Annotated in this window: 17 protein-coding genes; 13 read left to right on the forward strand and 4 right to left on the reverse strand. The window is 61.6% G+C overall.

Translation table 11 applies throughout. From position 1 onward, the window contains the following. The first annotated feature begins 96 nt into the window (after nt 1-96). From ACQY47_RS13335 to ACQY47_RS13390, 12 genes are all read left to right on the forward strand, one after another. Nucleotides 97-1,092, forward strand: a complete 996-nt coding sequence (locus ACQY47_RS13335; protein WP_186617889.1) for a D-cysteine desulfhydrase — start codon at nt 97-99, stop codon at nt 1,090-1,092. 280 nt (nt 1,093-1,372) lie between these two features. Further along, complete coding sequence (gene tcyJ / locus ACQY47_RS13340) at nt 1,373-2,167, forward strand: cystine ABC transporter substrate-binding protein (protein ID WP_428557227.1); 795 nt, start codon at nt 1,373-1,375, stop codon at nt 2,165-2,167. Continuing rightward, nucleotides 2,167-2,832 carry a cystine ABC transporter permease gene (gene tcyL / locus ACQY47_RS13345; RefSeq protein ID WP_017135731.1) on the forward strand — a complete coding sequence of 222 codons (666 nt, stop codon included), beginning with the start codon at nt 2,167-2,169 and terminating at the stop codon, nt 2,830-2,832. The genes tcyJ and tcyL overlap by 1 nt, the downstream gene beginning before the upstream one ends. 2 nt (nt 2,833-2,834) lie before the next feature. Beyond that, nucleotides 2,835-3,581 carry an L-cystine ABC transporter ATP-binding protein TcyN gene (gene tcyN, locus ACQY47_RS13350; protein WP_056858176.1) on the forward strand — a complete coding sequence of 249 codons (747 nt, stop codon included), beginning with the start codon at nt 2,835-2,837 and terminating at the stop codon, nt 3,579-3,581. Between the two features lie 375 nt (nt 3,582-3,956). After that, complete coding sequence (locus ACQY47_RS13355; RefSeq protein WP_428557228.1) at nt 3,957-4,742, forward strand: hypothetical protein; 786 nt, start codon at nt 3,957-3,959, stop codon at nt 4,740-4,742. A 187-nt stretch (nt 4,743-4,929) separates the two neighbouring features. After that, a complete protein-coding gene (locus tag ACQY47_RS13360; RefSeq protein ID WP_428557229.1) occupies nt 4,930-6,171 on the forward strand; it encodes an SfnB family sulfur acquisition oxidoreductase in 1,242 nt (413 codons plus the stop codon). Between the two features lie 24 nt (nt 6,172-6,195). After that, nucleotides 6,196-7,389, forward strand: coding sequence for an SfnB family sulfur acquisition oxidoreductase (locus ACQY47_RS13365; RefSeq protein WP_428557230.1), 1,194 nt, complete (start codon nt 6,196-6,198; stop codon nt 7,387-7,389). Beyond that, entirely contained in the window at nt 7,390-8,742 is a 1,353-nt protein-coding gene (locus tag ACQY47_RS13370; RefSeq protein ID WP_428557231.1) for an LLM class flavin-dependent oxidoreductase, read from the forward strand. A gap of 145 nt (nt 8,743-8,887) precedes the next feature. Then, complete coding sequence (locus tag ACQY47_RS13375; RefSeq protein WP_428557232.1) at nt 8,888-9,703, forward strand: MetQ/NlpA family ABC transporter substrate-binding protein; 816 nt, start codon at nt 8,888-8,890, stop codon at nt 9,701-9,703. Next, on the forward strand, nt 9,700-10,812 hold the full coding sequence (locus tag ACQY47_RS13380; protein WP_428557233.1) for a methionine ABC transporter ATP-binding protein: 1,113 nt from the start codon (nt 9,700-9,702) through the stop codon (nt 10,810-10,812). Before ACQY47_RS13375 ends, ACQY47_RS13380 begins: the two co-directional genes overlap by 4 nt. Then, nucleotides 10,802-11,446 (forward strand): methionine ABC transporter permease, encoded by a 645-nt coding sequence (locus tag ACQY47_RS13385; RefSeq protein WP_099549531.1) that lies wholly within the window; start codon nt 10,802-10,804, stop codon nt 11,444-11,446. Before ACQY47_RS13380 ends, ACQY47_RS13385 begins: the two co-directional genes overlap by 11 nt. Before the next feature lie 50 nt (nt 11,447-11,496). Next, nucleotides 11,497-12,123 carry a class I SAM-dependent methyltransferase gene (locus ACQY47_RS13390; protein WP_170039480.1) on the forward strand — a complete coding sequence of 209 codons (627 nt, stop codon included), beginning with the start codon at nt 11,497-11,499 and terminating at the stop codon, nt 12,121-12,123. A gap of 115 nt (nt 12,124-12,238) precedes the next feature. Here ACQY47_RS13390 and ACQY47_RS13395 read toward each other — a convergent pair whose 3' ends face one another. The 4 genes from ACQY47_RS13395 to ACQY47_RS13410 form a co-directional block, all read right to left on the reverse strand. Next, nucleotides 12,239-14,419: a glycoside hydrolase gene (locus ACQY47_RS13395; RefSeq protein WP_428557234.1), complete on the reverse strand. Its 2,181-nt coding sequence runs from the start codon at nt 14,417-14,419 to the stop codon at nt 12,239-12,241. A 115-nt stretch (nt 14,420-14,534) separates the two neighbouring features. Then, nucleotides 14,535-17,588 carry an efflux RND transporter permease subunit gene (locus tag ACQY47_RS13400; RefSeq protein WP_176991681.1) on the reverse strand — a complete coding sequence of 1,018 codons (3,054 nt, stop codon included), beginning with the start codon at nt 17,586-17,588 and terminating at the stop codon, nt 14,535-14,537. Continuing rightward, nucleotides 17,585-18,655 carry an efflux RND transporter periplasmic adaptor subunit gene (locus ACQY47_RS13405; RefSeq protein ID WP_186617883.1) on the reverse strand — a complete coding sequence of 357 codons (1,071 nt, stop codon included), beginning with the start codon at nt 18,653-18,655 and terminating at the stop codon, nt 17,585-17,587. The genes ACQY47_RS13400 and ACQY47_RS13405 overlap by 4 nt, the downstream gene beginning before the upstream one ends. Then, the gene (locus tag ACQY47_RS13410) at nt 18,652-19,734 is read right to left on the reverse strand and encodes an efflux RND transporter periplasmic adaptor subunit (RefSeq protein ID WP_017135744.1); all 1,083 of its coding nucleotides are present in this window, start codon (nt 19,732-19,734) and stop codon (nt 18,652-18,654) included. The genes ACQY47_RS13405 and ACQY47_RS13410 overlap by 4 nt, the downstream gene beginning before the upstream one ends. Nucleotides 19,735-19,854: 120 nt before the next feature. On the opposite strand from ACQY47_RS13410, the gene ACQY47_RS13415 reads away from it, so the two are divergent. Next, a complete protein-coding gene (locus ACQY47_RS13415) occupies nt 19,855-21,015 on the forward strand; it encodes an AAA family ATPase (RefSeq protein WP_428557235.1) in 1,161 nt (386 codons plus the stop codon). The last annotated feature ends 48 nt before the right edge of the window (nt 21,016-21,063 follow it).

Genomic DNA, 21,063 nt, shown 5'->3' on the forward strand with positions numbered 1-21,063 from the left:
GCCGAGCAAATAACCAAAGCTTATAAGCGATTGGCGGTTGCCGGTTGAAAAGTGCCTGCCTATAGTCGCCCCATCACTTAGCCACTGTATGTCGCCATGATCAAACAACAGCTCGACCGTTTTAACCGCCTGGAACTGCTGGGCGGCGCCACCGCTCTGGAAAAACTCGAGCGGCTGTCGGCCTGGCTGGGCAGGGACATTTACGTCAAGCGCGACGACACCACGCCGCTGGCCATGGGCGGTAACAAGCTGCGCAAGCTTGAATACCTGGCCGCCGATGCCATCGCCCAGGGCGCCGACACCCTGGTGACCGCCGGCGCCATCCAATCCAACCATGTGCGCCAGACCGCCGCGCTGGCCGCCAAGCTCGGCCTGGGCTGCGTGGCGCTGCTGGAAAATCCTACCGGCACCGAAGACCCCAACTATCTGGGCAACGGCAACCGTTTGCTGCTGGAGTTGTTCGACGCAAAGGTGGAATTGGTCGAGAACCTCGATAACGTCGACGACCAACTCAACGCCCTCGCCGACCGCCTGCGCAGCAACGGCAAGAAGCCCTACCTCGTCCCCATCGGCGGCTCCAATGCCTTGGGTGCCTTGGGTTACGTGCGCGCCGGGCTGGAGCTGGCCGGGCAGATCGAAGACAGCGGCATTGAGTTCGCCGCCGTGGTGCTGGCCTCGGGCAGCGCGGGTACCCATAGCGGCCTCGCGCTGGCGTTGAGTGAAGTGCTGCCGAACCTGCCGGTGGTGGGCATTACCGTGTCGCGCACCGAAGAAGCCCAGTTCCCGAAAGTACAGGGTCTGGCCGAACGCACCGCCGAGTTGCTGGGCGTGGACATTCCCGAAGCCTTCAAAGTGATCCTGTGGGACGAATATTTCGGCCCGCGCTACGGCGAACCGAACGCTGGCACCCTGGCGGCGGTCAAGCTGTTAGCCAGCCAGGAAGGCTTGCTGCTGGACCCGGTCTACACCGGCAAGGCCATGGCCGGTTTGCTCGATGGCATCGGGCGTCAGCGGTTTGAGGACGGCCCGATCATTTTCCTGCACACCGGCGGGGCACCGGCGTTGTTTGCGTATGACTCGGTGCTTAACTGAATAAACACCGATCAAAATGTGGGAGCTGGCTTGCCTGCGATAGCGGTTCGTCAGCTACAAATGTGTTGGCTGATACACCGTTATCGCAGGCAAGCCAGCTCCCACATTAGATCAACCTCATAGTCCAAAAAGAAATATCAAATTAATTTTATATTATTTTCAAGTCTTAAAAACTCGCTTTATAGTCGCGCCGAAGGCGAAGACGCGCACCGCGCTTTAAGGCAGGATACGACTACTGCGTCACCTGCTTCGCTCAACATAAAAAACACAGGGGCTGTTCATGACTATTTCTGTATTGCGTCGCACGTTGCTGGTTGGCACTTTGGGCTTGGCACTCGGGGCTGGTCTGATGGGCCAAGCCATCGCCGGCGAGCAGCTGAGCACCATCAAGAAGGCGGGCGAGATCAAGATCGGCCTGGAAGGCACCTACCCGCCGTTCAGCTTTGTCGATGAAAGCGGCAAGCTCAGCGGCTTTGAAGTCGAGCTGTCCGAAGCGCTGGCCAAAGAGCTGGGCGTCAAGGTCAAGCTGCAGGCCACGCCATGGGACGGCATCCTCGCCGCCCTGGAATCCAAGCGCCTGGATGCTGTGGTCAACCAAGTGACCATCTCCGAGGAGCGCAAAAAGAAGTATGACTTCTCCAAGCCTTACACCGTGTCCGGTATCCAGGCGCTGGTGCTGAAGAAAAACGCCGACAGCATCAAGACCGCCGACGACCTGGCCGGTAAGAAAGTCGGTGTGGGCCTGGGCACCAACTATGAGCAATGGCTCAAGGACAACCAACCCAAAGCCATCATCAAGACTTACAACGATGACCCAACCAAGTTCCAGGACCTGCGCATTGGCCGTATCGACGCCATCCTGATCGACCGCTTGGCCGCTCTGGAATACGCCAAGAAAGCCCCGGACACCGCCGCTGCCGGTGATGCCTTCTCCCGTCAGGAAGCCGGTATTGCCCTGCGCAAAGGCGAGCCAGAACTGCTCGACGCAGTGAACGAGGCCCTCGACAAGCTGCGCGCCGATGGCACCTTGAAGAAGCTGTCCGAGAAGTACTTCAACGCTGACGTCACTGAATAATGGAAGCAGGTTTCCAACTCGCGCTGGACTCCGCGCCCTTTCTGCTCAAGGGCGCGTACTACACGGTGATTCTTAGCCTCGGCGGGATGTTTTTCGGCTTGCTGTTGGGCTTCGGCCTGGCCTTGATGCGTTTGTCGCGCTTCAAGCTTCTAAGCTGGACCGCCCGAGTCTACGTGTCGTTCTTTCGCGGCACGCCCTTGCTGGTACAGCTGTTTTTGATCTACTACGGCTTGCCGCAAGTGGGCATCGAGCTGGATCCGATCCCGGCGGCCATGATCGGCTTTTCGCTGAACATGGCCGCTTACGCCTGTGAAATCCTGCGCGCGGCGATCAGCTCCATCGAACGCGGCCAATGGGAAGCTGCCGCCAGCATCGGCATGACGCGCGCGCAGACCCTGCGCCGGGCCATCCTGCCGCAGGCCATGCGCACGGCCTTGCCGCCGCTGGGCAACAGCTTTATTTCGCTGGTCAAGGACACGGCGCTGGCCGCCACAATCCAGGTGCCGGAGTTGTTCCGTCAGGCACAGCTGGTGTCGGCGCGTACATTCGAAATCTTCACCATGTACCTGTCCGCCGCCCTGATCTACTGGATCCTGGCAAGCATCCTGGCGCATTTTCAAAATCGCCTGGAAGACCGGGTCAACCGGCATGACCTGGAGTCCTGAGCATGATCGTGGTTGAAAAACTGACCAAACAATTCAAAGGTCAGGTGGTACTCAACGGCATCGACCTGGAGGTCAAGGAAGGCGAAGTGGTCGCCATCATTGGCCCCAGCGGTTCCGGCAAGACCACCTTGCTGCGCTGCCTGAACTTCCTCGAAGAACCCACCAGCGGTCGCATCAAGGTCGGTGATATCGAGATCGACAGCAGCAAACCGCTCAACCAGCAACAAGGCCTGGTGCGGCGCTTGCGCCAGCATGTGGGTTTTGTGTTCCAGAACTTCAACCTGTTCCCGCACCGCACCGCGCTGGAAAACGTCATCGAAGGCCCGATCGTGGTCAAGAAGATGCCGCGCGAGGCGGCGACCGCGCTCGGTCGCAAGCTCTTGGCCAGGGTCGGCCTGGCCGGCAAGGAAGACGCGTACCCGCGGCGCTTGTCCGGTGGTCAGCAACAGCGCGTGGCGATTGCCCGTGCCTTGGCCATGGAGCCGGAGGTGATTCTGTTTGACGAACCCACCTCGGCGCTCGACCCGGAGCTGGTCGGCGAAGTGCTGGCGACCATCCGCAGCCTGGCCGAAGAAAACCGCACCATGGTCATCGTCACCCACGAAATGAGCTTCGCCCGCGATGTTGCCAACCGGGTGATCTTCTTCGACAAAGGCGTGATCGTGGAGCAAGGCGAAGCCAAGGCACTGTTCGCCAACCCCAAGGAAGAACGGACCAAGCAGTTTTTGAGCAAGTTTTTGGCCCACTGACTGGCTTGCAGCGTGGCGAGGGAGCTTGCTCCCGCTGGGCTGCGCAGCGGCCCCAAAATCCTGGGAGCGCTTCGCACTCCAGCGGGAGCAAGCTCCCTCGCCACAGTCCTACGCAAAACCCTCGCAACGATGGGTAAAACGCCCCGCCAAACCCGCCTTAAAATCCCCAGCCGCGTCAGCCTTTTCTGAATCTGCTCCAACTCGCCGTTTAGCCTTTTGCCGCCATTGACGCCCGCTGGCCAACCCTCTTATCTAGCGCTCAGAGGATTGGATCCTATCCCGGCTACTCACTGAATCGTTCCTTTCGGCACCCAGCGCGCAATCGCGCCACGGGCGCCGGAACGATTGCTGCTGGCTGCATCAAGGAGATTACTTATGACGCGCACCGCACCCCAGGCCACGCTCACCGCCCCGACCATGCCCCAGGCGAATCGACACGGCATCAATGCCCTCGCCGCCACCCAATTGCAGGTGGATATCGCGCCTTACCCTGGCATGGACGAGGGCGACCTGATCGAACTGTTCTGGAACAATTGCTTTGCCGACTCACGTCGGATTACCGCGTGCAAGGTCGGCACGCTGACCCGCCTGCGTGTACCCGAAAGTTTTATTCAGGATGGCACCGCACGGGTTCACTACCAGGTCATGCAAGTCGGCCACGGCCCGGCACGTTCAGACCTCACTCAGGTGCCTGTGAAGACCTGCTATCCGGGTGGCCACCCCTGCGCACTGCTGGACGATGAAAACCAGAACCTCGCCCCCGTGGGTCTGCCCGAGACCATCCGCCGCTACGGTGTCAACGGCAGCCAGGTGCGGCGCGGCATTCCGCTGACCATCCAGCCCTACCTGAACATGGCCACGGGCGATTCAATCACCTTGCGCTGGGGCGACGTGCGCCTGGACCTGCCAAGAATCCAGGCCAAAGGCGTCGGCCTGCCGGTGCAGGTGTGGGTGCCGTCCACAATGATTATCGAAGCGGGTGACGACAGCCGCCTGGACGTGACGTACTGCATTCTCGATCGGGTCGGCAATAATTCGCGCTGGGCGCCGGTGCGCACCTTGAATATCGCCACCTGCGCGCCACAGCCGCCAGCCCGGCCAGCCAGCGCCACAACGATCTATCAACCGCGTCAGCCAGGTTCCCCCTGCGAACCTGGGTGACAGCCCTTCTATGCATATTCCTAAAAGTTAGTTTATTTAAAGATTTAACACGCTTAGGGTATATGCACCGGACCACCGGACATCTCTGATTTTTTTGTTTCTATTTCATTGAATGCGAGGTCGGTATGGTCAGAATTACCCCGGTGCATAACGCCAGGGCATTACGTGCAGCCAAGGAGCGGCGCTGATGTCTAACTTGGCTCTAACACCCCCCCAGAGTGATCTGGACGTAGCCCCACTGCTGTTGCCGGCCACGGTGCTGCGCAACGACGCCCAGGCGTTGAGCGCGGCCCATGAGCTGGCTCAGGCCGCGCGCCTGCAAGCGGCCAAACGCGACCAGCAGCGCAAGCTGCCCTGGGCGCAGCTTGAACAGTTCACCCGCAGCGGGCTGGGCAGTATTTCCATTCCCCGTGAATACGGCGGCCCCCAGGTGTCATTCGTGACCCTGGCCGAAGTGTTCGCGATCATCAGCGCAGCGGACCCGGCCCTCGGGCAAATCCCGCAGAACCATTTCGGCATTCTGCACCTGCTGCAAAGCACCGCCACCGAGCGCCAGAAAAAGCAGCTGTTCCAGAGCGTGCTCGACGGCTGGCGCATCGGCAATGGCGGCCCCGAGCGCGGCACCAAAAACACCCTGGAACTCAAGGCGCGCCTCACGGCCAAGGATGACGGCTATGTGATCAGCGGCCAGAAGTTCTACTCCACCGGCGCCTTGTTCGCCCATTGGGTCGCGGTAAAAGCACTCAACGATGACGGCAAGCAAGTCATGGCGTTCGTGCGCCGTGGCACGCCAGGACTGCGCATCGTTGACGATTGGTCGGGCTTTGGCCAACGCACCACCGCCAGCGGCACGGTATTGCTCGATCAGGTGCCGGTGGACGCAGAGTTGGTCGTCGACAACTGGCGCCTCGGCGAAAGCCCGAATATCCAGGGCGCCGTTTCGCAACTGATCCAGGCCGCCATCGATGCCGGCATCGCCCGTGGGGCGCTGGATGACACCATCGCCTTCGTGCGCGAACGTTCGCGCCCGTGGATCGACGCCAAGGTCGAACGCGCCAGCGATGACCTGTACGTGATCGCCGATATCGGCAAACTGAAAATCGAACTGCACGCCGCCGAAGCCCTGCTGCGCAAGGCCGGCAAGCTGCTGGACGAGGTCAGCGCCGCGCCGATCACCGCGCACTCGGCCGCCCGCGCCTCGATTGCCGTGGCCGAGGCCAAGGTGCTGACCACCGAAGTATCGTTGCTGGTCAGCGAAAAGCTCTTCGAACTGGCCGGCAGCCGCGCCACCCTCGCCGAATTCAACCTCGACCGCCACTGGCGCAACGCCCGCGTGCACACCCTGCACGACCCGGTGCGCTGGAAGTATCACGCCATCGGCGCGTATCGGCTGAACGGCACTTTGCCTGCTCGACATTCCTGGATCTGACCGACCAGACATCTGGAGAAACCCATGACTTTTTCCCCTAACGTCGCGGTCATCACCAGCGACGAACACGCCCTTATTGTCGCCAGCGACCTGGCCGAAGACTTCCGCCGTGACAGCGCCCAGCGCGACCGCGAACGCCGCCTGCCGCTGCCTGAACTGGACGTGTTTTCGCGCTCCGGCCTGTGGGGTATCAGCGTGCCCAAGGAGTATGGCGGCGCTGGCGTTTCCAACGTCACCCTGGCCAAAGTCATCGCCCTGATTGCCCAGGCAGACGCCTCGCTGGGCCAGATCCCGCAAAACCACTTTTATGCGCTGGAAGTGCTGCGCGTGAACGGCAGCCCGGCCCAGCAAAAACGCCTGTACGCCGAAGTACTCGCCGGGCAGCGTTTCGGCAACGCCTTGGCGGAACTCGGCACCAAAACCGCCCATGACCGCGTCACCTCCATCACCCGCGACGGCGATGGTTTTCGCATCACCGGGCGCAAGTTTTACTCCACCGGCGCGATTTACGCCCAGCGCATCCCCACTTCGGTGGTAGATGAACACGGCGTGCAGCAACTGGCGTTTGTGCCCCGCGACAGCGAGGGCTTGAGCGTGATCGACGACTGGAGCGGCTTCGGGCAGCGCACCACTGGCAGCGGTTCAGTGGTGTTCGAAAACGTCTGGGTGGCCGCCCAGGACGTGATCCCGTTCCAGAGCGCCTTCGAGCGCCCAACCACCGTCGGCCCGCTGGCGCAGATCCTTCACGCCGCCATCGACACCGGCATCGCCCGCGCCGCCTTTGAAGACGCGCTGCACTTTGTACGCACCAAGACCCGCCCGTGGATCGACGCCGGCAACGACAAGGCCAGCGAAGACCCACTGACGCTCAAGAGCTTCGGCCACTTGAGCATCCGCCTGCACGCCGCCGAGGCCTTGCTGGAGCGCGCGGGTGAATACCTCGACCGCGCCCAGGCCGACAGCAATGCCCAGACCGTCGCAGCAGCCTCCATTGCTGTCGCTGAAGTGCGCGCATTGAGTACTGAAATCTCCCTGGCCGCCGGCAGCACCTTGTTCGAGTTGGCCGGCAGCCAGGCGACCCTGGCCGAGCATGGCCTCGACCGTCACTGGCGCAACGCCCGCGTGCATACCCTGCACGACCCGGTGCGCTGGAAGTACCACGCGGTGGGCAATTACTACCTCAACGATGAAAACCCACCCCTGCGGGGGACCATCTGAATGGCCAAGAAAAAAATCCTGCTCAATGCCTTCAACATGAACTGCATCGGGCATATCAACCACGGCCTGTGGACCCACCCACGGGATACCTCCACGCAGTACAAAACCGTCGAATACTGGACCGAACTGGCGCAAACCCTGGAACGCGGGCTGTTCGACGGTTTGTTCATCGCGGATATCGTCGGCGTGTACGACGTGTACCAGAACTCGGTCGACGTGCCGCTCAAAGAGTCGATCCAACTGCCGGTCAATGACCCGCTGCTGCTGGTCTCGGCCATGGCCGCCGTGACCAAAAACCTCGGTTTCGGCCTCACCGCCAACCTCACCTACGAGCCGCCGTACCTGTTCGCCCGACGCATGTCCACGCTCGACCACCTGAGCCGTGGCCGGGTCGGCTGGAACATCGTCACCGGCTACCTCGACAGCGCGGCCAAGGCCATGGGCCTGACCGAGCAGGTCGAGCATGACCGGCGCTATGACCAGGCCGACGAGTACCTGCAGGTGCTGTACAAACTCTGGGAAGGCAGCTGGGAAGACGACGCGGTACTCAATGACCCGAAGCAACGGGTCTACGCGCAGCCGGGCAAGGTGCACAAGGTCGAGCATCACGGCGAGTTCTATCAGGTCGAGGGTTATCACCTGTGCGAACCCTCGCCACAGCGCACGCCAGTATTGTTCCAGGCCGGCAGTTCGGACCGTGGCCTGCTGTTTGCCGGGCGCCATGCCGAGTGCGTATTTATCAGCGGCCAGAACAAGGCCGCGACCAAAGCCCAGGTGGACAAGGTGCGCGCCAGTGCCGTCGACGCCGGGCGCAACCCGGAGGACATCAAGGTGTTCATGGGGCTTAACGTGATCGTTGGCGCCACCGAAGCGCTGGCCTGGGCCAAGCACGCCGAGTACTTGAGCTACGCCAGCCCGGAGGCCGGCGTGGCGCATTTTTCAGCGTCCACGGCGATTGATTTTTCTCAATACGAGATCGACGAACCGATCCAGTACGTGAAGAGCAACGCGATTCAGTCCGCCACCAAGAACCTGCAGAACAACGACTGGACCCGGCGCAAATTGCTGGAGCAGCACGCCTTGGGTGGGCGTTACATCACTTTGGTTGGCTCGCCCGAGCAAGTGGCTGATGAGCTGGAGTCCTGGATCAGCGAGACGGGGCTGGATGGCTTCAATTTGACGCGGATTGTGACGCCGGAAAGCTATGTCGACTTTATCGACCTGGTGGTGCCGGAGTTGCAGAAGCGTGGGTCGTACAAGACGGCTTATGAGCAGGGAACACTGCGCGAAAAAGTCTTCCACGCCGGCGCTCGCCTACCCGAGCAACACACCGGTTCCACTTACCGACACTGAACCAAAACTGTGGGAGCTGGCTTGCCTGCGATAGCGGTCTGTCAGCCACATTTTTTTTGCTGACCCACCGCCATCGCAGGCAAGCCAGCTCCCACATTTAGAACCGCATTGTTCTTATCCATTACCTTATGACTGGAAATCGATTATGAAAAAAACACGGCTCTCCCACCCAGTCAAAGCACTGGCCCTGGCCTTCGGCTTGTTCAGCTCGGCCGTATTTGCCGCTGACACACCGCTGAAAATCGGTACCACCGCCGCCTTCGCGATTCCCCTCGAAGCCGCCGTGGCCGAAGCCGACAAGCAAGGCCTGAAAGTCGAGCTGGTGGAGTTCACCGACTGGATCGCGCCCAACGTCAGCCTGGCCGCCGGCGATATCGACGTGAACTACTTCCAGCACATTCCGTTCCTGGAAAACGCCAAGGCCGCCGCCGGTTTTGACCTGGTGCCGTATGCGCCGGGCATCATCAATAACGTCGGGCTGTATTCCAAGAAGTACACAACCATCAACGACCTGCCCCAAGGCGCCAGCGTGGCGATTGCCAACGACCCGATCAACAGCGGTCGCGGCCTGCAATTGCTGGCCAAGGCCGGGCTGATCAGCCTCAAGCCGGGCGTGGGCTACAAGGCCACCGAAGAAGACATCATCGCCAACCCGAAAAAGCTCAAGATCCTGCAAGTCGAGGCCGTGCAACTGGTGCGCGCCTATGACGACGCCGATCTGGTGCAGGGCTACCCGGCCTATATCCGCCTGTCCAAGACCTTCGATGCGGAATCGGCGCTGCTGTTCGACGGCCTCGACCACCCGGAATACGTGATTCAGTTTGTGATCCAGCCCAAGAGTAAAACCGACCCGCGGGTGATCAAGTTCGTCGACATTTACCAACACTCGCCGGTGGTACGTGCGGCGCTGGATAAATCCCTCGGCAAGCTCTACCAAGTCGGCTGGGAAGATAAAAAATGACCGCCGCCAACGCCCAACTGCGCGACCTGGGCACGCCGCCCAGGGCCGCCGAGCAGACAGAGCTGCACCCGGACCTGAACCGCGCCCATGTGCGTTTTATCAACCTGGGCAAAACCTATGACGGCGCCGTGCATGCCCTGCAAGGCATTGATCTGGCGATCCAGCACGGTGAAGTGTTCGGCATTATCGGCCGCAGCGGCGCCGGTAAATCCTCGTTGATCCGCACCATCAACCGCCTGGAGCAACCCAGCAGCGGCCGCGTACTGATCGATCAGGTGGACATCGGGGAGTTCGACGAAGACCGCCTGGTGGCGCTGCGGAGGCGCATCGGCATGATCTTCCAGCACTTCAACCTGATGTCGGCCAAGACCGTATGGCAGAACGTCGAACTGCCGCTGAAAGTCGCCGGTGTGCCCAAGCTGCAGCGTGAGCAAAAAGTGCGCGAGTTGCTGGAGTTGGTCGGCCTCAAAGACAAGCACACAGCCTATCCGGCGCAACTCTCCGGCGGGCAGAAGCAGCGCGTGGGCATCGCCCGCTCGCTGGTGCATGACCCGCAGATTTTGCTGTGCGACGAAGCCACTTCGGCCCTCGACCCGGAAACTACCCAATCGATCCTCGGCCTGTTGCGCGAGATCAACCAGCGCCTGGGCCTGACCATCGTGTTGATCACCCACGAGATGGCGGTGATTCGCGATATCTGCGACCGCGTGGTGGTATTGGAACACGGGCGCATCGTCGAGCAAGGCCCGGTGTGGCAAGTGTTCGGCAACCCGCAGCACGAGGTCAGCCAAACCCTGCTGGCGCCGTTGCAACACGGGTTGCCGGAAGACCTGCAAAGTCGCTTGCAGACTGAACCTTCGTCGACGGCGGCGGTGGTGTTGCGGTTGCAGTTCACCGGCAGCGCCGCGGACGAACCCGACCTGGCCGCGCTGTTCGCTGCCCTCGGAGGGCGCGTGCGCTTATTGCAAGGCGGTGTGGAACGGATTCAGGGGCATGCCCTGGGGCAATTGCTGTTGGCGGTAAATGGCTCGCCCCACAACGCCGAAGAGTTGCGCAGCCGCGCGGGGAATTGGGCGCAACAGGTAGAGGTACTGGGCTATGTGGTTTGATCGTTTATTACAGGGCGCCATCGACACCTTGTTGATGGTTGGCGTGTCATCGCTGATTGCGTTGCTGGTGGGGATTCCGCTGGCGGTGTTTCTGGTCACCAGCGACAAGGGCGGCATCTACCAAGCCCCCACGCTGAACCGCGTGCTGGGGGCGTTCGTCAATCTGTTCCGCTCCATTCCGTTTTTGATCCTGATGGTGGCGCTGATCCCGTTCACCCGGCTGATCGTCGGCACCACCTATGGCGTGTGGGCCGCCGTTGTACCACTGACCATCGCCGCCACGCCGTTCTTTGCGCGGATCGCCGAGGTGAGCTTGCGTGAGGTCGATCATGGTTTGATCGAGGCCGCACAGGCCATGGGCTGCCGCCGCTGGCACATTATCTGGCATGTGCTACTTCCCGAGGCGCTGCCGGGGATTGTCGGCGGGTTTACGATTACCTTGGTGACGATGATCAACTCGTCGGCCATGGCTGGGGCGATTGGGGCGGGTGGCCTCGGAGATATTGCCTACCGCTATGGTTATCAGCGCTTTGATTCGCAGATCATGCTCACGGTAATTGTGCTGCTGGTGGTGTTGGTAGCAGTGATTCAGTTGGGTGGGGATCGGTTGGCGCGGGTGCTTAACAAGAGATGAGGGAGAGGTGAGGTATAGTCGGGCAATCTCAGCGCCCGGTATTACCCGTCATGACCCTAAAGCCCGACGACCTCAACCAGATCACCACCACCACCCTCGGCCACTACAACAAAGTCGCCGAAGACTTCCGCGAAGGCACCCGCGATCACGATGTGAGCCAGAACATCGACGCCCTGCTGCGGCATATCCAGGGCACGCCCCCGTTCACCGTGCTGGATTTCGGCTGTGGCCCTGGGCGGGATTTGCAGACGTTTACGCGCATGGGGCATATCGCCGTCGGGCTGGACGGCTCTGAGCGCTTTGCGCAGATGGCGCGTGAAGACAGTGGTTGTGAAGTGTTGCAGCAGGACTTCCTGAAGCTGGCTTTACCCGCCGCGCGCTTTGATGGGGTATTTGCCAATGCGGTGCTGTTTCATATTCCCAAACAGGAGCTGCCTCGGGTGCTCAAGCAGCTGCATGGGGCGCTGAAGCCGGGTGGTGTGTTGTTCAGTTCCAACCCTCGGGGTGAGAATCAGGAAGGCTGGAACGGGCCTCGGTACGGGTCTTATCACGACCTGGAGGCGTGGCGGGGTTTGCTGACGGCGGCAGGGTTTGTGGAGTTGGAGCATTACTACCGACCGGCCGGGTTGCCGCGCGAGCAGCAGCCTTGGTTGGCGAGTGTGTGGCGCAAGGCATAGAGGTTCGTTGTTTGATCTGACGCTATCGCAGGCAAGCCAGCTCCCACATTCGAAGGTATTCACACATCAAAATGTGGGAGCTGGCTTGCCTGCGATGGCGATTTAAGCAGCGCCGCTATTTCACCTGATACACCACCGGTTTCTCACCCACCACCAACGCCGTCACACTGCGCCCCACATACCCCGCTTGCTCCTGCACAGAAAAATTCGCCACCAACCTTGTGCCATCGGCAAAGGTAGTCTGCTGCACCTGTTTGTCCGCCGTCAGCCAACGAAAATCGGTCATCGCCTGAGCCGCCAAACGCTGATGCAGCGGCCTGAAAAAGCTGTCCTGACGCTGGATCACCGGCAGCCGCTGCTTAAGCGTCGCATCCGTGAGGTGATACAAAGGCGGCACGTTGTAGAGCAGTTGGGTCAGCTCGTTCTCGGCCTGCACATTGCTCAGCTTCAGGCTGTCGAACAGCCAATGGTGGGTGGTAATCACCGAGCCGTGGAACACCGCCTGATACAGCGGCAGGCGCATGGTCGGGTCGAAGTACAGTGTGCGAAACGGCTCTTTCAATGGCACGGGCTTGAAGAACACCGCCGGCTGCTCCGGCGGGTACCAGTTGCCGACGTAATAGGGCGATTGCTTGTCCTGGGTCATCTGCCGATCGCCCCAGCCGATCACCGGTGTCTGCATGCCGTGGGCGAACAGAGTGCCTTGGGCGGTGCTGGCATTGCCATCTTCGGAGCCCGCCGGCAACTTGAGTACCGTGTTGATCCAACGGGAGGCGTCGATATTGCCTTCGGCGTTCTGCGCCTGAGTCATGGATGCACTGTCACGGTAGCTGTCGAACACCATGCCGGTGGCGTAGGCATCCAGGAACCAGGCGTTAAAACCGGCCTTGGCCTGCACCGCCTTCACACGTGCTTCCAGCAAAGGCCGTATACAGCGCGGGTCGATGTAGTGGCCCGATTGCTGGAAGCCGGTTTTCAGCTTGCCGTCCTTGAGCACAATCGCGCAGTCACGGTAGGCCTTGGCGCCCAGGTGCGCGGTGGTCCAGTCCGGGTTTTCGCTGGCGGACAAGGCGGTTTCATAGGAGTCGTAGGGCGCCACCAGGTAACCGGCTGCGACACCGGCGCGAATTGCTTCGGGATGCCACAGGCCACCTTCCCAGCCTTCGCCCAGGGTCAGCAACAGGCGCGGCAGCCCGGCGTCGCGCAGGGATTGAATCGTCTGGTTGCCCCAGGTCTCGGGGGTGCCGGTCAAGGCCCCGGCAAAGTCCTTGGCCAGCTCGCTACGCAGTTCACCATAGCGGGCGGCGAGTCGGGTCATGTCCGGGTCTTCGACTTGCCAAGCCTGCCGGGCTTGCTGATTGATCGCCGCATTCAAGCCCCGCAGCAAAACGCCTTGCTCATAACGGTTCAAAGCCTTGGCTTGCGCGAGAACCTGAGTCGCCTCTTTGTCCATCAACCCCTTGAGTGCATGACCGCGCAAGCGTTTGACCAGCAGCGGCCAATCACGCACATCAGCGGGGGCCAGCAGGCTGTTGCCCCACAGGTAGACATGGCTGGCGCCCAGCAGTTTTTTGGCTTCGGGGGTTTGCTGCAGCTTGTCCGCCAGCGGCTCGTAGCGGCCTTGCTCCACAAGCCATTGCCGATAGCGCTTGGCACCGGCCAATGGGTCGGCGTCGCCCAGGTGCAAGCGCAAGGTCATCGGCGCGGTGGGATCAAGACGGGTAAATTCGTGCGCCACCGAGAGTGCCAGGCCCTTGCCGTCGGCCTGCCATTTCAACTGGTTGTTGTAGGGGTTGGTCAGCAACCAGTTCAACGTGAAGCGGCCATGATCCATGCCCCATAACGGCAGGCTGAGGTCCTGAGTGGTATTGAGTTCGCCCTGCTCCAGCAAAAACGCTTTCCACACGGCGTTATCGGCCGGTATGTAATGCCCTTCGGCCAAGGGCCAGATCAACCCCTTGCCCATGGCCGCAGCGGGTTGACGCAGCAGCGGCAACTCACCCGGCTCGCGGGCGCTGAGGGTCAGGGACAGGTCGCGCTGCTCAAGGCGGGCCGTCAGGCGATAAGCGCCGTTGTCCCACTGCCAGGCAGCCTGCTCGGCACCCGCTTGCATATCACTGACAGCATGGGCAGCCACACCGCTGGACGCCTGCACCGAAGCCTCGCCTGCGGGCGTAACGCGCAGCGCGAGCGTGGCGGGGTCGAGTTCGACACGCCACAGGGCGTTTTCCAACACGGTGCCGGCTAATGCCAGTGGAGATAACAACAGGCTGACAACCAGCAAAAAATGACGCATGGCACGGGCCTTCCAGACAAGATCAGGCCCGGAGGGTAATGCACATAAGCCTCAGCAAGTGTTCGAAAAGTGTTTCAAAGAACCTTCCCACATCCTTGCAGGAAGGCTCCGATGGTCAGGCCTGTTCTTTTTTCGGCTCGCGAATCTTGTACCAAGCCACATACAACGCCGGCAAAAACAGCAGCGTCAGCAAGGTCGCAATGATGATCCCGCCAATCATCGCGTAAGCCATCGGCCCCCAGAACACTTCCCGCGCAATCGGGATCATGCCCAGGCTGGCCGCCGCTGCGGTGAGCAGGATCGGCCGGCGCCGGTGCTCGGTGGCTTCAACCACCGCGTCCCACGCTGTGTAGCCGGCCACTTCATATTCGTGGATCTGCGTTACCAGAATCACCGAGTTGCGGATGATGATGCCGATCAGCGCCAGAATGCCGAGGATCGCCACAAAGCCCATGGGCGTGCCGGTAGGAATCAGCGCCAGCACCACGCCAATAAGGCCCAGTGGCGCGACACTGGCCACCAGGAACATCTTCTGCACGCTGTGCAGCTGGATCATCAGGAACGTCGCCATCAGGAACAGCATCAGCGGCACCACCTTGGCAATCGGGCCTTGGGCCTTGCCGCTTTCTTCAACGGTGCCGCCGGTGGCCACCTTGTAACCCACCGGCAGCCCCGCGCTGAATTTCTCGATGGTCGGCGCCAGCTGTTTGACCAGGTCCGTGGGCTGCATCTCATCGCGCACCGAGGCCTTGATGGTGATCGTCGGCTTGCGGTCGCGACGCCATACCAGCGGCTGCTCCAGCTCATAACGCACGGTGGCGAAGGCCAGCAGCGGAATCGAGGTGCCGTTGGGTGTGACGATCTGCAGGTTCTGCAAGGTTTCCGGCGTACCGCGCTCGGCATCTTCGGCGCGGCCAACCACGTTGATCAGGTAGATATCGTCGTGTACCTGGGTCACCGAAGCGCCGCTGACCACGCTGTTCATCAACTGCGCCACGTCTTCCGACGACAACCCGAGTTGGCGCGCCTTGTCCTGGGCGATGTCCACGCGCAGCACTTTGCCCGGCTCGTTCCAGTCGTAGATGATCTCGCCCAGGTGGCTGTTTTTATCCAGCAAGGTCGCCAGTTCGATGGCATGTTTTCGCACCTGATCAATGTCTTTGCCCGACACCCGATACTGAATCGGCCGCCCTACCGGCGGGCCCATTTCCAGCGGCTGCACATAACTGCCGATGCCGACAAAATCATCGCGCAGGCGCTTTTGCAGGCGTGCAATTAACGCACCGCGCTCTTCCAGGCCTTTGCTCACGATGACCAGCTGCGCGTAGTAAGGGTTTTCCAGTTGCTGGTCTAGGGGCAGGTAGAAACGAATCGCACCCTGGCCAATGTAGGTGCTCCAGCGCGCAATGTCCGGGTCGTCCTTGATGATCGCTTCAAGGCGGTCGACGGCCTTGCGCGTCTCATTGATCGAGGCGTTTTGCGGCAGGTTGAGGTCGACCAGGATTTCCGGGCGGTCCGAGGACGGGAAGAACTGGTTCTGCACAAATTGCATCGAAAACACCGAGGCTACAAACAGGCCCACGGTGATGCCGATGGCCCACCAGCGGTTGCGCATGGCCCAGAGCATGCCGCCGTTGAAGGCGCGGCCGATGCGCCCAGGCTCAGCGTCATGCGGTTTTACCTTGGCGCTGAGGATATGCACGCCGATCACCGGCGCAAACAGCACCGCCACCACCCACGACACCAGCATGGCCACGGCAATCACCGCAAACAGGGTGAAGGTGTACTCGCCCGCCGAGCTGGCGTTGAGGCCAATCGGCACAAAGCCGGCGACGGTCACCAGCGTACCGGTGAGCATCGGGAAGGCTGTGGAGGTGTAGGCGTAGGTCGCCGCCTGCTCCTTGGTTTCGCCTTTTTCCAGGCGCGTGATCATCATCTCGACGGTGATCATCGCGTCGTCCACCAACAGGCCGAGGGCGATGATCAACGCGCCCAGCGACACCCGCTGCATGGTGATGCCGCTGTATTCCATGAACACGAACACCAGCGCCAGCACCAGTGGAATCGAGCACGCCACCACCAGGCCGGCACGCATGCCGAGGCTGATAAAGCTCACCACCAATACGATGATCACCGCTTCAAACAAGGCGCTGGTAAAGCCGCCGACGGCTTCTTCCACCACTTCGGCCTGGTCGGAAACCTTATGCACGCCGACGCCCACTGGCAGGTCGGCGGTCAGTTCGTCCATGCGCGTGTGCAGCGCCTTGCCGAAGGATTGGATATTGCCGCCCTTCTGCATGGCGATGGCCAAGCCAATCGCCTGTTTGCCGTTGAAACGGAACATCGGCCGCGCCGGGTCGACGTAGCCACGGCTGATATCGGCAATGTCCGCCAACCGGTAGAAACGGTCATTGAGCCGCAGGTTGACGTTGGCCAGGTCTTTCTCCGAGGCGAATTGCCCGGACGTGCGCACCGAAATCCGTTCCGGCCCGGCCTCGATCACCCCGGCAGGCGTCACGGCGTTCTGTGATTGCAGGCTTTGCACCACTTGACGTTGATCAATGCCCAACGCGGCGAGTTTGCGCGTGGAGAAGTTCAGGTAAATCACTTCGTCCTGCTGGCCGATCATCTCGACCTTGCCCAGCCCCGGCACCGAACGAATTTCGGCGCGCACCTGCTCTACATAGTCGCGCAGTTGGCGCATCGACAGGCCGTCGCCGGTAAAGGCGTAGACCGAGCCGAACACATCACCGAACTCATCGTTGAACGACGGCCCCTGCAAACCCTGGGGGAAGGTGCCGCGAATATCGTCGATCTTCTTGCGCACCTGGTACCAGATCTCCGGGATGGCCTTGGCGCTGGTGGTGTCCTTGAGGAAGACGAATACCGTGGATTCACCCGGCCGCGTGTAGCTCTTCACGTAGTCAAGGGAGTCAAGTTCTTCGAGTTTTTTCTCGATGCGGTCGGTGACCTGCTTGAGGGTTTCTTCCTGGGTCGCGCCCGGCCACCGGGTCTGGATCACCATGGTCTTGATGGTGAACGACGGGTCTTCCTCGCGGCCCAGGTTCATGTAGGAGAACACGCCCATCAGCAGCGCGACGAACATCAAGTACCAGACGAAGGACTGATGCTTAAGGGCCCAGTCGGATAAGTTGAAGCTCCCTTTCATCGCGGGCTGTCCTCGTCGATTTTGACTTTTTGCCCGGGTTTCAGGCTGTTCACGCCAGCGGTGACGATGCGTTCGCCGGGTTTGACGCCGCCGTTGAGCAAGGCGCTGTTGGCATCCCGGCTGATCACCGTGACGTCACGCGGCTGCACGGTCTGGCTCTGGGTGTCGAGCAACCAGATACGGGTTTTGCCGTCGGCTTCCTGCAAGGCGGTCAGCGGTACTTCGATACGCGGTGCAATGGCCGTGCTCAGGGTCACGCTGATGGCGGTGCCGAGGCGGAACGCAGGTGGCGTCTCGGCCAGGGTCAGGCGCGCGCGGCGGGTGCGCGTGGCGCTTTGGGCCAGGGGTTCGATCTCGCGCACGATGGCGGTGGTGTTGACGCTGGGGTCGAGCTGTCCGGCGACCAGGAATACCACGTCCGGCGGCAGGCGCTCGGCAAGCCCGGCGGGCAGGTCGATTACCGCTTCCTTGATGTCCGGGCGCGCCAGGGTCACCACTTGCTGGCCGGCGCTGACCACTTGTCCGGCCTCGGCATTCCAGGCGGTGACGATCCCGGCGTGGTCGGTGCGCAGTTCGGCGTAGTTGAGTTGGTCTTTAGCCTGGTTGACCGAGGCTTTGGCTTGATCAAGGGTCGCCTGGGTGGTTTTCAAGTCGGTCTGCGCCACATCCAGCTGGGCCTGGGCACCGACGCCGCGATTGAACAGTTCCTGCTGGCGCCGGGCGTTGGCCTGGGCATTGATGAACTGCGCCTGCACGCGGGCCAGGTCGCCTTGGGCGGCGCGCAACTGGTTTTGCTGGTCGGTGGGGTCGAGCACCGCGAGCAAGGCGCCCTTCTCCACTTCGGCGCCGACATCCACGGCGCGGCGGGCAATACGGCCAGGCACGCGGAAACCCAGGTTGCTTTCGTAGCGGGCCTGGATGGTGCCGGCGAAGCGGCCGAGGTTTTCCTGGTCTTCGGACTTCACTTGCATGGACAGCACCGGGCGCACGGGCTCGGGCGGCGTTTCCTCTTTGGAACAAGCGACCAGCAACAGGCTGGCGGCAAGCAATGCCGTCAGGCGCTTCATGGCTGGACTCCTTGCTGGGCGATCTCGACGATCATGCCCGGGTGCAGCAATTGCCCGCCGGCCACCACGACTTTTTCACCGCCTTTAAGGCCGTCGCCAATGATCACTTTGCCGGTCAGATAGCGCGCTACCGTGACTTTGTGCAGTTGCGCCTTGCCGTCGCCGTCAATCAGCCACACGGCGGGTTCGTTGAGGTCTTTGGTCAGCGCCGACCACGGCAACTCCACACTGGCCTTGGCCGGGCCATTGGCCGTGGCGCTGACCACTGAGCCCAGTTGCATGCCTTTAGGCAGCGATTGCAGGGCGATTTTCACTTGCACGGTGCCGGTATTGGCCGCCACGGCGGGCGTGACTTCGCGCACTTTACCCACGGCCTTGATGCTCGGGTTATCCAGCAGGCTCACGGTGATCGGCGCATCGGGCGGCGGCTCCACCAGCAAGGATTCATAGACATTGAACACCGCATCGCGCTCGCCATCGGTGGCCAGGCTGAAAATCGGCACGGTGGCCTGCACCACCTGGCCGACTTCGGCCTGGCGTGCAGTGATCACGCCAGGTGCATCGGCGACCAGCGCGGTATAGCCGAGTTGTTCGCGGGCATTGGCCAATTGGGCTTGGGCGGCAGCCAGAGCGCTCTGGCTGCTACGCAGCGCGGCTTGGGCGGCGTCGTATTCGCTGCGGCTGGTGTAGCCCTTGGGCAGGAGCTTTTCCTGGCGTACGAAGGCGGCGGCGGTTTGCTTGACCCGCGCCTGCTCGGCCACGACCTGGGCCTGGGCGGAATCGACGTTGGTCTGCAAGTCTTTGGGGTCAAGCTTGGCCAGCACTTGCTTGGCGGTCACGCGGTCGCCCACGTCGACCATGCGCTGGATGATCTTGCCGCCCACACGAAAGGACAAATCGGTTTGCACGCGGGCCTGGATATCGCCGGTCAGGGTCACGGCGGCGGCAAAATCCGCGGGTTGCACGGCCTGCACAAACACCCGCGAATGTTCCTTGGGTTCGGACTTTTCCTGGCCACAACCGCTCAGCAGCGTCAGCAGGCCCAATCCGAAAATACAGGTGTAAATACGACCGCCCATGCAGGCTCCTTTTGCGTGACGCGATGTGACAGTGAGTATGCGACTGTGAGCTTAGATCAGGGTTCCTTATCTGCATTGAGCATCCCATACTCCAAGGGTTCCCACGCCGGCTAAATACACATGCTCAAAACCCTCGCGGTGGCCAACTACCGCTCGATCAATAAACTGGTGGTGCCGCTGGCCCGGCTGAACCTGGTCACCGGCCCCAATGGCAGCGGCAAGTCCAACCTGTACCGCGCTTTACGCTTGCTGGCCGAAACCGCCCAAGGCGGGGTGATCAATGCATTGGCGCGTGAAGGCGGGCTGGATTCGACCTTCTGGGCCGGGCCTGAGAACGTCAGCCGACGCATGCGCAATGGCGAGGTGGCGGTTGAGCCGACCGTGCGCCAGGGCGTCAAACGCCTGCGCCTGGGGTTTGCCGCTGAGGACTTCAGCTACGCAATCTCCCTTGGGTTGCCGGAAAAGACCCTGTCCGCGTTCCAACTGGACCCGGAGGTAAAGAAAGAATGCATCTGGGCCGGTCACATCTACCGCCCGGCCAGCCTGCTGGTGCAGCGGTCCGGGCCGATGGTGCGCGCCCGCGATGGCCGTGCCTGGGACGTATTGGCCCAGCACACACCCAACTACCACAGCCTGTTTGATCAGGTCGGCAGCCTGCGCGGCTCGCCGGAAGTGTTGCTGCTACGCGAAAGCATTCGTGGCTGGCGCTTTTATGATCATTTTCGCAGTGATGTGGATGCCCCCGTGCGCCAGCCGCAACTGGGCACGCGCACACCGGTACTGCATCACGATGGGCGCGACTTGGCTGCGGCATTGCAGACCATCCGCGAAATCGGCGACCCCGAGGCGTTGCAACGCGCAGTCAGTGATGCCTTCCCCGGCGCACGGCTGAATATCGAGCCGTTGCAAGGTGGGCGTTTTGCAATTGAGTTTTATCAGGAAGGTTTGCTGCGGCCATTGTCGGCAGCGGAATTGTCAGACGGCACCTTGCGCTACCTGCTGCTGATCGCGGCACTGCTGACGCCACGGCCGCCGACCATGATGGTACTGAACGAACCGGAAACCAGCCTGCACCCCGATTTATTGCCGGCGTTGGCGCGTTTGATTATCCAGGCCTCGAAGCAGTGCCAGGTGTGGGTGGTGTCGCATGCCAGCCGCTTGATCGCGGCGTTGCAGCAAGATGAGCAATGCAATTGCATCGTGCTGGAGAAGGTGCTGGGGCAGACCCAGATTGTCGGCCAGGGAATTCTGGATGCACCGGCCTGGCATTGGCCGGAATAAGGGATGACTGGGCCGGCCTCATCGCGGGCAAGCCCGCTCCCACATTTT

It is taken from the genome of Pseudomonas edaphica, from assembly GCF_965277385.1.
Classification (GTDB): domain Bacteria; phylum Pseudomonadota; class Gammaproteobacteria; order Pseudomonadales; family Pseudomonadaceae; genus Aquipseudomonas; species Aquipseudomonas edaphica.

What these genes read in the sequence shown, in the direction of transcription:
- ACQY47_RS13335 (WP_186617889.1), top strand. Translation starts at nt 97, where the DNA reads ATGATCAAACAACAGCTCGACCGTTTTAACCGCCTGGAACTGCTGGGC.
- tcyJ (WP_428557227.1), top strand. Translation starts at nt 1,373, where the DNA reads ATGACTATTTCTGTATTGCGTCGCACGTTGCTGGTTGGCACTTTGGGC.
- tcyL (WP_017135731.1), top strand. Translation starts at nt 2,167, where the DNA reads ATGGAAGCAGGTTTCCAACTCGCGCTGGACTCCGCGCCCTTTCTGCTC.
- tcyN (WP_056858176.1), top strand. Translation starts at nt 2,835, where the DNA reads ATGATCGTGGTTGAAAAACTGACCAAACAATTCAAAGGTCAGGTGGTA.
- ACQY47_RS13355 (WP_428557228.1), top strand. Translation starts at nt 3,957, where the DNA reads ATGACGCGCACCGCACCCCAGGCCACGCTCACCGCCCCGACCATGCCC.
- ACQY47_RS13360 (WP_428557229.1), top strand. Translation starts at nt 4,930, where the DNA reads ATGTCTAACTTGGCTCTAACACCCCCCCAGAGTGATCTGGACGTAGCC.
- ACQY47_RS13365 (WP_428557230.1), top strand. Translation starts at nt 6,196, where the DNA reads ATGACTTTTTCCCCTAACGTCGCGGTCATCACCAGCGACGAACACGCC.
- ACQY47_RS13370 (WP_428557231.1), top strand. Translation starts at nt 7,390, where the DNA reads ATGGCCAAGAAAAAAATCCTGCTCAATGCCTTCAACATGAACTGCATC.
- ACQY47_RS13375 (WP_428557232.1), top strand. Translation starts at nt 8,888, where the DNA reads ATGAAAAAAACACGGCTCTCCCACCCAGTCAAAGCACTGGCCCTGGCC.
- ACQY47_RS13380 (WP_428557233.1), top strand. Translation starts at nt 9,700, where the DNA reads ATGACCGCCGCCAACGCCCAACTGCGCGACCTGGGCACGCCGCCCAGG.
- ACQY47_RS13385 (WP_099549531.1), top strand. Translation starts at nt 10,802, where the DNA reads ATGTGGTTTGATCGTTTATTACAGGGCGCCATCGACACCTTGTTGATG.
- ACQY47_RS13390 (WP_170039480.1), top strand. Translation starts at nt 11,497, where the DNA reads ATGACCCTAAAGCCCGACGACCTCAACCAGATCACCACCACCACCCTC.
- ACQY47_RS13395 (WP_428557234.1), bottom strand. Translation starts at nt 14,419, where the DNA reads ATGCGTCATTTTTTGCTGGTTGTCAGCCTGTTGTTATCTCCACTGGCA.
- ACQY47_RS13400 (WP_176991681.1), bottom strand. Translation starts at nt 17,588, where the DNA reads ATGAAAGGGAGCTTCAACTTATCCGACTGGGCCCTTAAGCATCAGTCC.
- ACQY47_RS13405 (WP_186617883.1), bottom strand. Translation starts at nt 18,655, where the DNA reads ATGAAGCGCCTGACGGCATTGCTTGCCGCCAGCCTGTTGCTGGTCGCT.
- ACQY47_RS13410 (WP_017135744.1), bottom strand. Translation starts at nt 19,734, where the DNA reads ATGGGCGGTCGTATTTACACCTGTATTTTCGGATTGGGCCTGCTGACG.
- ACQY47_RS13415 (WP_428557235.1), top strand. Translation starts at nt 19,855, where the DNA reads ATGCTCAAAACCCTCGCGGTGGCCAACTACCGCTCGATCAATAAACTG.